A 13,079-nucleotide genomic window follows, 5' to 3' on the forward strand; every position below is an offset into this window, starting at 1 on the left:
TTTAAAAATAATAGGTTGGAATTTCAGGGTTATTAGGAAAAGTGATTTCTATATAAAATTGATTTAGCTGAATTATTCCGCTACAGTCCTGTATTTCAACAGCTTTTCTAAGGAAAAAGTCTAGATTTCCATTGCTATCAGTTGTCATTGTGCCCTGAATTTGATTATTGACAAACTCAAGTTCTTGTGCCGGAAAAATATCTTCTATGAGAAGTTTTTTTACAGTTTGCGGATTGGCATCAAAGTATATGTTGGCCGTAAAATTTAAAGGTTGATTCGGCGTACCTGAATAATTATAATTCACGTTAGCACCAAATCCACAAACTAAACCATAATATGTGGCTGGAGTATTAAATGGCATAGAAAAGCTAGCCGCATCTAGATTTAGGGTAGAAAAACAGGAACTATAACCAGTTTTATTGAAAGTGATTGAAATATCGCATGAACCAACTGATGGGTTATATGGTACATCTTGAGCTGGATGCGTATACCTAATTTGTATGTTGCCAGAAGCATTTTCTACAAATTCAACTGTGCCATAACTGTTACATTGACTATCATCATAAGTGATTGTAGTCCCAGCAAATGGATAATCTGTATCAAATACTTTTATCTCATTAGAAGTAAGATTGGCATCAGTTACTGAGTAATCGGAACATGTTATACAAATATTACAATCGTTTGGATAAGTCCCGCCACAAGGGCAATTATTAACAATAACATCTGCACATTCATGTTGGGGTAGAATTAGTTCACATTTACCAATCTCTTCGTATTGTTTTAACATAGCAACGCTACTAGAAGGTGGTACTTTTATACTATATTTCCCTGTATGCGCTGTTTCTGAGGTTACCGTAGCAGAAAAATTTTCAACCGCCGTTTGAAATCCAAAATGAGAGTTTCTGTGTCCATAGCCATTGGGGTTATTCACTCCACTTGCAACGTAGCTGTAATCTTCGAAGCCATCGTATCCCATTTCTCGGTATTGACTATTAGACGCTACCGCTGTGGGTAGGGTATAATTATAACCATATTGTGCTGCGGAAAAACGATTAAGCGCATCCTTATTTTCTAATTCCGCACCAAAAGGACTGTACTTCGTGACTTCGCTGGCAAAGGTCCAATTACTTAATTGTCGCTGCCACAGGTTATTTTCGTACTTGTAAAAAGGGGAAAAACTAGTGAAAAAACCATCTTGTCGAGGTGATATGCCATTAGAACGTCCCGTTAGATAAGCATATGACGCCACGGCACGCCAATCGCCTTTAATATTATTTACAAATGGGTTGGTTCCGTAACTCGGATAGCTGATAAGCCCATTAGCCAAGACAGGTGAATTACTAACCGGATATTTACTTAGATTGTTTTCACGTTGGGTATTCCAAAAATCATTGTATTCAACAGCTGATGCATTAACGATTTTGGGATCGTCGACACCACCACCTCCATTATAAGAAAAATTGGGGTCACTAATTTTTTCTAACTCAAACAGATTAGCCATACTGGTGATAGATGCCATAGAAGCAGATTGTAAATTACGTTGATGTGAGCGAACCACCTTCACTCTAATAGGGTTTTCACTTTCATCTCCACAAGCATTTACAACATCACCGTTTCTATCAATTAGAATCATGGCATTATTTTCAACTTGATTGATCCAGTATTTATCTAATACAATACCCGAGTTAGACAACAAAGCCAACTCATCTCCTGGTGCAAAATAGTCCGATAGTGACGTACTGTTTGGATAATTGTCTATTAGGCTATACCAAGCCGTAGCCCCATCATCATCTTCTGTACTGCCTGGTGTGGACTGTACGGGCTCTAACCAAGCTTCAATACCTAAATTATCTACAGCTTGCCCCATGCCTTTATAGGCCCAATGCGCAGGATACATATGGTTGTAATACTTATCTTCATATTCATTAATGGTTTCAGTTAGCAACACCTGACCACTCAAGGCATCCCATGCTAAGTTTTTAGTTCTAACTGAAGACCCTAAATCGGTAGCGACCTTTTCCATTAAAATTCCGGTTTTGTGCACGACTTTAGTGGTCGTTGTACTTCTAAACTTTGCGGTATTAGATTGATGGGTATAAGGTAAACCACCTAACCAGATCGGTATGACGCCTATACCAATGGGTATCACAAAAAAGTTTGTATTAACATGCACTCCATGTACTTCTGAATTGTTATAGCTTTCATTAAAATCTGTTATAACATCATAATGTGTACCTATTAACCTATTCGATTGGCTGCCGTCCTCTAAAATCACGGGCAAGTTATTGTCTAAATTCCCATTATCATCGACATTATAAATATAGTCTATGCTAGATATCGGCATACCGCTTTCATTGAATACTTCTTGTTTACTAGGTTTTCCGTTCATATCATTGGTGACAATGGAGAAGCCTTGGGATAAGACTAATTCCGTATTCACATCTAGTTTAAGTATATTGTCCAAGATTTCATCAGCATTTGACACATAGTTTCCTCTGCTATCTATTTCAGTGAAGTCAGCTATAGTTGGAAAATCTTTAGAGGTATAAAATGTATTGACAACACTTCCTGTTGCATTGTTTTTTACGAAACTATCGTCGGTATTATCATTTTCAGTTCCGTTGTCATCAATTTTCGTCAAATTTCTAACTTCGACTCTACTGTAGGTTACCGTTGCTGCTGGAAAGAAAGACTTTCCGAAAGGTTTTTCGACATAGTCATGTGCTTGTAAGCGGTCTTTACTGTCAAAAAATGGTAATATATGAGGATTCTCCTTACTCATATTAGGTTCCCATGTGGCAACACCACTAGACCCCAAGCTTCCCACTAATCTATAGGTATATTCCTGTCCATAGAAATTGCTGTAAGGATTGTATTTGTCTGTTTGGGGCAGATTGACCATCTCATCCCAATTATCAAACATCTTAATGGTTTTTACCCGCAAACCTCCTCCTAATTTTGCATTAGTAGGGTGTTTTAGACGTATCCAAGACTTTTCTGGGTTAAAGTACTTTGCTATATGTTTATCTCTTAAGTATTTGTTTGGCCCTACAAATATTTCAGACAAGACACCTATCGAGGTAAAAATACCGTCTACAATTTCTCCAATATTGGTGGTATTGGGTTCATCATCTCCTGTTCCATAGGCATAGCGATTAAGATTTTTTCTAGCAAAATACCACCCTGCTTTAGCTATTGGGTTGACTTGTCTATTACCATTCACACCTCCCTCTATGTCTTGGGTTTCGATCCTTATTAATGCAATATGGCCATAATCTGGATGGTTATCATGCAATCTAATATCAGGGGTCTCTGGGGTAGCGACGTTAAAATAGCCTTCCACATAGTCTTTGGAGCAAGAACTCCCTGTTTCCATATTCAACAAAAACTTGTAATATATAGGTTTGTCAATATGTTCACCCAAATATTTTCCTATAAACTCATCGATTTGATTATCTAGGCTCTCATTATTGGCATAGCTTTCTAAGGGTTCGAGCAATTGAATAGCGATGTAATTATTATCCAATACATCGTCTCCGTACAATCTATGATCTGCACTTAAAGTCACAGATCCATTATGATTAACTCCAACAACTTTAAACATTTGCATGGCCTCCTCATCCTGCACATACTTATAGTCGTCTGACTCATATTCTAATTCAATCTTGCCACCAGAGGGTAAATCTATAGCTGATAGCGTCCAAGCGGATACGTATAGATCCTGTAACGTCTTGTTATTTTGTTTTACAAAAGGAAACTCCTGACTTGTTATTGGATTATTAGCTTGGCATGAGGCACTTAAACTAGGCATTTGACTATTATCGATGGTAAAATTGGTTGGACTTTCTGCATTATCTACAATAACGGCAGTGTCATTATCGAAAATAGGTTTATAGTTGCCCCAAACGTCATAAGACTTTATTTGATAATCTGGATTAGGGTTGTTATAATTAAACACATACGGGGTATATTTACCCATTTTAGAACTTCTATAGGTAAAATACAGTTTCTTTAGAGTCAGTTTGCCATTACCATTAGCAATACTTCCGTTTGGGGTGCCTTTAACTAAATCATAAGTATATTCAAAATAAGCCGTCTTTATGGGGTCTACCGGATCATTAAGTTCATCAACATCCTCTAAAAGTAACTGGTGCTGAAGATACTCTGGTTTAGAGTATAATCGTATTTTGTCCAGTTGAAGCATAAGAGAATTTTCAGTTCCTCGTCCATCTTCTCTATCTGATAAATCAAATAACGCAACATGTGTTTTAGTCTCTATCTTAGTCACATATTTTAATTCTTTAGTACCAGAAACATAATTGGCTTTTTGGTCGTTACCTTTTGTAAATAAACCTGGATTATAGGTCGCCTTATTGCCAAATGGTACGCGCCAATTATAATTCCCATCTGCATTGGTGTAGGTAATTTTTGTATAGGCGCCTAAATCATCATCTGTTGGGCCATTACCAGTAAGATCTTCATAATCTGTAGATAAAATCGAGGTTAGCAAATACGTATGGGCATAGGCTGGGGTCTCTACATTGTTATAGAAATTATCAAAACCTGAACTATTACCCATATCATCTTCGCCAGAAATTGGGGTGATGGTACCATCTAATAAATCTGAAGCATTTGGCGTTCTGTTTGTTGAAAACGTTACTTCATTTTTTATACTATTGACAGCTGCCTCACCATAAATATAAGTTGAGCCATCGGGTTGTAATATTTTATAGCCATTCGTATGATGGTTTTGCAAATTGATATGAGGAATCACAAAATTATCAGTAGCCTCGGCTTTGGTAATCTTTTGTACCGCTTGGTTACGCTTTTCTCTATGTGCACGTTTAATTTTTCCTGCAATGCTATAATCTATATGACTCGCCAGCCCTGAAGCTTCGGAATACTCCTTAACTTTAAATGCACCAATGGCTCTTTTGCCTAACAGTTGATCTCCATCGGGATATAAGTCTAAGGCCATGGCACTTTCGCCATGTAAGGTGTTCTCAAAAAGTGATTGCTCATCATCCACACTTAAGTCCCCAGAAACCTTAAAATAAGTTGGTTCATAATCTATATTATTATTCTGTGAGGCTTTAAACTTATTAATAACTGGTACATCCCATACACCAGTCCTGCTGGTTGTAGGAGCATACTCTAAATCTACTCCTGCATGAAAACCCCAGCCCCCTTCGAACTCACCACCAAGACTAAAACTATCACTATTGTCTTCAATTTTTTGTCCAAAAAGATAACCTACCTGACTTTTATAAGGACGAAATTGTCCTCCTATACCTTGTCCATTAATACTGTAAATATCGTAAGTATAATTCGTGGTAGGCAAGGTAAGTGTACGTTTAGAAGCAATGCGCTCATTTTCTCTGTTAAAATCTAAAAGATCATTATGGGTAGCAGATTCGGTATACTCATAACCAAAGGCATTGGCCTTTCTGTTAGCCTCATCTTCATTTAATTTTTGTTGGGTATAAAAGGCTGAGACTCCGGCTTCAAAACTTAAGACAGTAACATTGGGACCTACAGAGGCCGTAAATGTATAATTTTCATTATCATAAGCCATACGCTTTGAGGGCGTAAAGGTGTTGTCCAAAAATGAAATCCCGCGGGTCATGTTTGAAGATGAATTTGCTTTATCAACTTGCCAACTTCCGTCTTGCTTTTGAGTAACTTGTGTAGACTTTCTCGATGTTGATGTATTAATATTAAATGCTGTAATTCCTTGTCGACTGTTAAAAGGAATACCTAAACCTATATTATTAGTTAGTGCATGAGTGGTACTATTTTTTGTGTCTTGTAAATAACTATCAAAGCTTTGTGAAGCTGTTGGTGTCACGGAAGCTCCATCCTCAACTGAAGAAGTAATATTCATACCTACTGATGTGCCGGTGCAAAATTTATAAGACAACCCAAATGATGGACTAAAAGAAAACCCTTCATAATTATTAAACATTAAGGTGGCACTTGCGCTACCACCAAAGCCAAATTCGCTGCCAGAAAGTTGTCCATTGATAGAGAGTGTAGTACCAACGGTTCTATTGGGTTTCATAGAAGTTCTGTAGGTCATTTCATCCCCTTTAAAATCATCCGGTAAACCACGGACTTGTCGGTTGATTTGTCCAACATTGAGATTCCAGCCCAGTCCTACCCAAGAGGCTTCTTGATCCATAGATATGCCCGAATCATAGGACAGATTTAACGGATAACCTCCAACATCCATAATAGGAATATTATAATTAAAGTCACCCGAGGATAGATTGACCATATCAGATGTACCAATCGGTGTGAACGTATTAAACTCGGGTTGTGAAGGACCTCCCGTCAATGCAAATAGACTAAAAGGTTGAACTGTAGTCATAATAAGCTGCAGCGCTAAATAACTGGCTATAACTTTTGAAAACTTACTTTCTCTGATGTTCTTCATTCTGATCGTTTTTTCTTAATAAACCTATGGTTTGTAACTCTTCTTAATTAGACTTTTCTATTAATTGTTCTAATTTGGCGAGTCGTGCTTCTAGTTCTTTATTTTTCTTGGTTTGTTTGTCTAGTTCTTTCTGTTGCTGAATCGTGTAAAGGGTTAATTCCTCTATCTTTTCCAAAAGCTTTGCATTCATATCTCCTAATAGTAAACCATCCTTTTTGATCTCACTTTGTGTCGGGATATTTGGTAAATGGCCCTGAGTGGTTATATATTGCTCTAAATCTTGTAAAGAAAGTAGGTTGTAGTCTGATGCAAAGACATAATCTGGCCAACTTCCTTGCAGTTGTACCTTAACTTCTTCACTAATCATTTTACCTTTTACTGCCAAATGATAGTCATTTGGAATTTCGGCAGCAGTTACACCAACACCTATCTTATTGTTGGTTAATATATTACCTTCAATCATGGCACTTCCATCCTTAACCACGAGTTTGTGGCCATCTGAAGACAAATAATCGCCATATCCTCCTATGACAACTCTTGAGTTCGATTTTGGCATATGGATAAAAGCCCCTAAACTCGGATCTCCTGCCACTTTAAAAACTTGAACATCTTGGGCATCATTTAACTCAACCCATTCGATATTTCCTCTAGCCATTACCATAAACCTATTACTAAAATTATTATCGAACATGGAGAATTCTAAGGTCGGATCAATCGCTCCCTGATGACTCACAAAATCAAAATTTCTTCTTGCTGGATTTGCTGGAATAGGGTCGCCAAATTGTGCGATGATTCCATCCGATGGTCGATCGACAATAAGCCTTTCTGATAGTATAGTTCCTACAACCTCCAAGGCCTCACTGGGTGCATTGGTGCCGATGCCCAATTGCCCATTAATATTGACCAAATCATTTTGAAAATCACCCCAGATGAGCGGATTGATGGTATTGGAATTTTCGATATAGAGTTTGTTGCTCCCCGTTTCGTTATAGCCCGCTTGGTATCCCAAAAATAAGTTGTTATTGCCACTAATATTATTAAAGCCACTATCAGCGCCTAGATAAACATTGTTGGCTCCTGTTTCATTAAAGCGACCCGCACGATAACCGTCGAACAAGTTCTTACTACCTGTAGTTGTATTATAGCCTGTTTCATAACCGCTAAAAACGTTATTACTCGCAGAGGCGTTGCTGTATCCGGCACGCCACCCGCTAAAAACATTAAATCCACCATCTGCATTGTTATAGCCAGCTTGATACCCATTAAACACATTGCTTCGGCCTGTCGTATTGTATCTACCTGCGTTGGTCCCTAAAAATAAGTTCTCTTTTCCAGAAATGTTTTCATAACCGGTATTTCTTCCTATAAATACATTATCTTGACCTTCGGTATTCTTGTAACCAGAATAGGTCCCTAAAAACACATTATTCTCCCCTGTTAAGTTCTCACGACCTGAGCCTCCTCCTACAAAAACATTGTTACTTCCAGTGGTATTATTAATACCTGTGGCACTACCTAAAAAGACATTATTACTTCCCGTGGAATTATCATATCCTGAGTAATAACCATTAAAAACATTATTTGATCCCTCGGTATTACTTCTACCTGACCAATACCCATTAAATACATTATTTTCACCTATGGTATTATTTAATCCAGATTCGAAACCTGTAAAACTATTACGACTGCCCGTACTATTATTAACCCCTGCTCTAGACCCATTAAACACATTGTAATTACCGGTTGTGTTATAGGAACCTGCGGTATATCCAATAAACACATTCTGTTCTCCTGTTAAATTAGAACCACCTGAGCCTGTCCCTACAAAAACATTTTTACTACCAGTGGTATTGGCGTCACCTGAATTATTTCCCAGAAAAACATTGAGCGTACCAGTGGTATTCTCATATCCTGATCCTGCCCCAAGAAAAACATTGGAAGCCCCTTCGGTATTATTAAACCCCGCATTATTTCCTATGAAAATGTTATTCGCACCTATAGTGTTAAAAAGGCCCGCCCTTCCTCCAATAAATATATTCTGTATACCCGTAGTAGTGCTCCTACCAGCTCTATAACCTGCGAAGACATTATAAGTGCCTGTGGCTATCATACCAGCATCTTCACCAAGGTAAGTACTATAATCCCCTTGAGTTCCAGAATTTGTGCCGTAATTGGTAACACCCGACTGTGCTTTGACACCAATTGAAAAGGTTAATAAGATTACAAAAGCTATATACTTCATATGTTAAAATTTATAAGTTTTATTGAAAACTCAATCTGCTGACATCCTTACTAATTGGCCCTAGCCATTAACTTTTCCAATTTTGCGAGTCGTTCTTCCAAAGCTTTATTTTTTTGTGCTTGTTGTTCTATTGCTTTTTGTTGCTTTTTGACATAGTTTGTCAATGCTTCATTTTTCTTGTTTTGTGCTTCAATTTCTTTCTCTTGCTGAATCGTATAGAGTGTTAGTTCTTCTATCTTTTCTAAAAGCTTTGCATTCATATCTCCTAATAGCAAACCATCCTTTTTGATCTCACTTTGTGTCGGAATATTTGGTAAATGGCCTTGAACCGTTATGTATTGCTCTAATTCTTGTAAAGAAAGTAGGTTGTAGTCCGATGCAAAGACATAATCTGGCCAACTTCCTTGCAATTGCACCTTAACTTCTTCACTAATCATTTTACCTTTTACTGCCAAATGATAGTCATTTGGAATTTCGGCAGCAGTTACACCAACACCTATCTTATTGTTGGTTAATATATTACCTTCAATCATGGCACTTCCATCCTTAACCACGAGTTTGTGGCCATCTGAAGACAAATAATCGCCATATCCTCCTATGACAACTCTTGAGTTCGATTTTGGCATATGGATAAAAGCCCCTAAACTCGGATCTCCTGCCACTTTAAAAACTTGAACATCCTGAGCGTCATTTAACTCTATCCACTCTTTATCACCATAAGCCATTATCCTAAATCTGTTGCTATAATTATTATCGAACATGGAGAATTCCAGAAGAGGGTTACTCGCCCCTTGATAACTAATAAAATCAAAATTTCTTCTCGATGGATTTGCAGGTATAGGGTCGCCAAATTGTGCAAGCGCCCCATCAACTGGTCGATCAACAATAAGCACTTCCGATTTAATTGTTCCGATAACGTCTAAGGCCTCACTGGGTGTATTGGTGCCAATGCCTAGTTGTCCATTAATATTGACCAAATCATTTTCAAAATCACCCCATATGAGCGGGTTGGTAGTATTGGAGTTCTCTATATAGAGTTTGTTGCTCCCCGTTTCGCTCAAGCCAGCATTATAGCCCAAAAATAAATTGTTGCTACCACTAACATTATTATAACCTGCGGATTGGCCAACAAAAACATTATTACTGCCTGTGGTATTTTTTCTGCCTGCCTGATGCCCGGTGAAAATATTACTTGCACCTATTGTATTACTATAGCCTGATAAAACCCCAGTAAACACATTATTCACGCCTGTTAAGTTCTGATTACCTGAACCGCTCCCTACAAAAACATTATTACTGCCAGTGGTATTATTACTCCCTGAGGTATTACCTAAGAAGGTATTATGACTTCCAGTGGTATTATCGTTACCTGATGTATAACCATTAAATACGTTATGTGATCCTTCGGTATTGTTTCTACCTGACTTATAACCATCGAAAACATTATTTTCACCTGTTGTATTCCATAGTCCAGATTCAAAACCTACAAAATTATTGCGACTTCCCGTGGTATTATGTGCTCCTGCTCTAGAGCCATTAAATACATTATAAACTCCTGTTGTATTATCATAACCTGCTGTATATCCAATAAACACATTCTGTTCTCCAGTCAAATTAGCACCACCTGAGCCACTCCCTAAAAAAACATTTTTACTACCAGTGGTATTGGCGTCACCTGAATTATTTCCCAAAAAAACATTGAGCGTACCAGTTGTATTTTCAGATCCCGATCCGGCGCCTAAAAAGACATTAGAAGAGCCTTCCGTATTATTAAAACCTGCAAGATTTCCTATAAAAACGTTATTCGCGCCTGTAGTGTTATAAAATCCAGCTCTTCCGCCAGTAAATACATTTTGTATACCTGTTGTATTAGTAATACCAGCTCTATAACCCGTGAATACATTATATTGTCCTTCCGTGTTGTTAGCTCCTGACTCCGCTCCTAAAAAGACGTTATAGTCTCCAGTAGTGTTATCATATCCTGAATCAGCTCCTAAAAAGACGTTATAATCGCCTTCTGTATTAGAAAAACCAGAGCTTCTACCTTGAAATACGTTTCTTAGCCCTGTTGTATTGTTTCTTCCAGCCTGATAACCAGTAAACACATTGCTACCTCCAGTTGTATTCTCAAAGCCCGAAAATGCACCCGAAAACACGTTACTACTCCCAGTCGTATTATTATAACCAGAAGCGCGTCCGTTAAATACATTACTATTTCCTGTGGTATTATTTATCCCTGTATTTCCGCCAATAAATACATTACTACCTCCAGTAGTTGTACTAGACCCTACATTATATCCTAAAAATGTATTATAATCACCGGAAGCCAATACCCCGGCATTAACGCCAAAGTAAGCACTATTAGTTCCTTGTGTTCCAGAATTCGTACCATAGTTGGTAGTTCCGGTCTGCGCCTCAACACCAATGACGAGGGTGAATAACATGGCTAAAATTATATGTTTCATGTTTCAAAAATTTATCTGTTTTTATTGAAAATTAGATCCGTTGATATACTTTTAATTAGACTTAGTCATCAATTGTTCTAATTTTACAAGGCGCTCTTCCAATGCTTTATTTTTTTGGACTTGTTGTTCTATCGCTTTTTGTTGCTGTTTGATTTCTTTTTGCTGCTGAATGGTGTACAGCGTTAACTCTTCTACCTTTTCCAACAGCTTCGAGTTCATGTCGCCAAGTAAAACTCCATTTTTCTCAACATCTTGTGCACTTGGAATATTTGGTAAGTGACCTTTAAGGTTTATATACTGCTCCAAGTCTTGAAGGGATAATAATCGGTAATCTTTAGAGAAGACATAATCTGGCCAGCCTGAAGCAAACAACTTCACTTTAACCTCTTCGCTTATGATTTTCCCATTGACAGCCAAATGATATTCGTTTGGAATCTCTGCAGCGCTGACCCCAACGCCTATCTTATTATTAGTTAGGATATTGCCTTCAATCATGGCACTGCCATCCTTAACGACAAGTTTATGTCCATCTGAAAATAAATAACCGCCAAACCCTCCTATGACTACCCTTGAATCCGATTTTGGTAGGTGAATTAAAGAGCCTAGGCTTGGATCTCTCGCCACTTTAAAAACTTCCGCGTTCTGGGCATCTTTTAGTCCAATCCACTCGGTATCACTTTTAGCTCTTACCACAAATCTATTGCTAAAATTATTATCAAACATGGACAACTCTAAGCTGGGGTCACTTGCTCCTTGATAACTCACAAAATCAAAATTTCTTCTTCCTGGATTTGCGGGTATAGGGTCGCCAAATTGAGCAATTATTCCATCCGATGGTGGATCAACAACAAGTGTTTCTGATTTAATGGCTCCCACAACTTCCAATTTCTCACTCGGGGTATTGGTGCCAATACCGACATTGTTGGTATCGTAGAAAATATCGTTACTATTATTAATGCCCCAACACGCACAATTTTGATTATTATTACTACCATATGGTAACAATTGGATTAACGTCGCCTTTGGTAAGGTAGCGCTGTCGTCACCATAGGTAGAATCGCCACCTCGACCTCTTAAGTGGATACTTATTAAATTGTTGACACCATCACTGTAAAGTTCTACTTTAATGGCGTCCGCTGTAATAGGCTGCTGATCGGTTATATCCCAGACATAAATACCGCTATCTATCCAGCCTCCTGTACCTTCTTCAATTATGGTCCATACAGCATTATTTCGATAGCTTATTCTCCATGCCGTATTGGGTTGGGGCTGATTGGGGTAAGTTCCCCCAAATGTTATATAATTTATTTGTTTGGCTGTAGTCCAAGTCACTTGCCAATTTAATCCATTTCCAATTGTTGGAGTACCAAGATCTTCGCTTACTGCGACACCATATTCATTAAACTGCGTTACCGACGCATAATTACCAATTGATGGATCATATAGAATATCTAAAGGTGTTCCCCTGCCAGTACCAACTGGAACACTTCCACTCAAAGTGGCATCTACTGAAAGTGCCAAATTTACATTAGCATCTGGCTGTTGCTGTGCTTCTCCAAAAATTGGAAGCAATAGGGTGATGATTAACAAGCCTGTTCGTAAACACATTTTTCTCATTAGTTATAGTTTAGGGGTTGCTCTTCAAAGTTAAATTCAATAATACCATGTCTAAATGGAATATCATTGTAGACTAATTTTATAGTTTCGCTAGTAACACTTACCGTTTTAAGACGCTCATCATATGAATAGAATAGCTTAATCATAGGCAATATATTGGCCGTACGAGCACAAGACATGCTCATAGCTTATAATATAAAATTAACGTAAGGGATGGGATTATTTACACTATAAATTTAGTAATAAAAATACTGTTAAAGAAACCTTAACATTTATTTATTGTTAAAAAAATGTTAAGGTTGTGGTCTCAAGGTTCTAA

The 13,079-nt window shown here is 37.8% G+C and carries 5 protein-coding genes; all 5 read right to left on the reverse strand.

Annotated features, from left to right (window positions below; translation table 11 throughout):
• Window position 1: 1 nt before the first annotated feature.
• From ACO052_RS11240 to ACO052_RS11260, 5 genes are read right to left on the reverse strand one after another with little or no spacing between them, the layout of a single operon-like run.
• On the reverse strand, window positions 2-6,436 hold the full coding sequence (locus ACO052_RS11240) for a hypothetical protein (protein WP_422103848.1): 6,435 nt from the start codon (window positions 6,434-6,436) through the stop codon (window positions 2-4).
• Window positions 6,437-6,479: 43 nt separating this feature from the next.
• Complete coding sequence (locus ACO052_RS11245; protein ID WP_422103849.1) at window positions 6,480-8,678, reverse strand: hypothetical protein; 2,199 nt, start codon at window positions 8,676-8,678, stop codon at window positions 6,480-6,482.
• A gap of 50 nt (window positions 8,679-8,728) precedes the next feature.
• The gene (locus ACO052_RS11250) at window positions 8,729-11,143 is read right to left on the reverse strand and encodes a hypothetical protein (RefSeq protein ID WP_422103850.1); all 2,415 of its coding nucleotides are present in this window, start codon (window positions 11,141-11,143) and stop codon (window positions 8,729-8,731) included.
• 51 nt (window positions 11,144-11,194) lie between these two features.
• Window positions 11,195-12,760 (reverse strand): hypothetical protein, encoded by a 1,566-nt coding sequence (locus ACO052_RS11255; RefSeq protein ID WP_422103851.1) that lies wholly within the window; start codon window positions 12,758-12,760, stop codon window positions 11,195-11,197.
• The gene (locus ACO052_RS11260; protein ID WP_422103852.1) at window positions 12,760-12,906 is read right to left on the reverse strand and encodes a hypothetical protein; all 147 of its coding nucleotides are present in this window, start codon (window positions 12,904-12,906) and stop codon (window positions 12,760-12,762) included. The genes ACO052_RS11255 and ACO052_RS11260 overlap by 1 nt, the downstream gene beginning before the upstream one ends.
• Window positions 12,907-13,079 lie beyond the last annotated feature (173 nt).

The organism is Winogradskyella sp. (assembly GCF_965228925.1).
In the GTDB taxonomy this organism is placed as follows: Bacteria; Bacteroidota; Bacteroidia; order Flavobacteriales; family Flavobacteriaceae; genus Winogradskyella.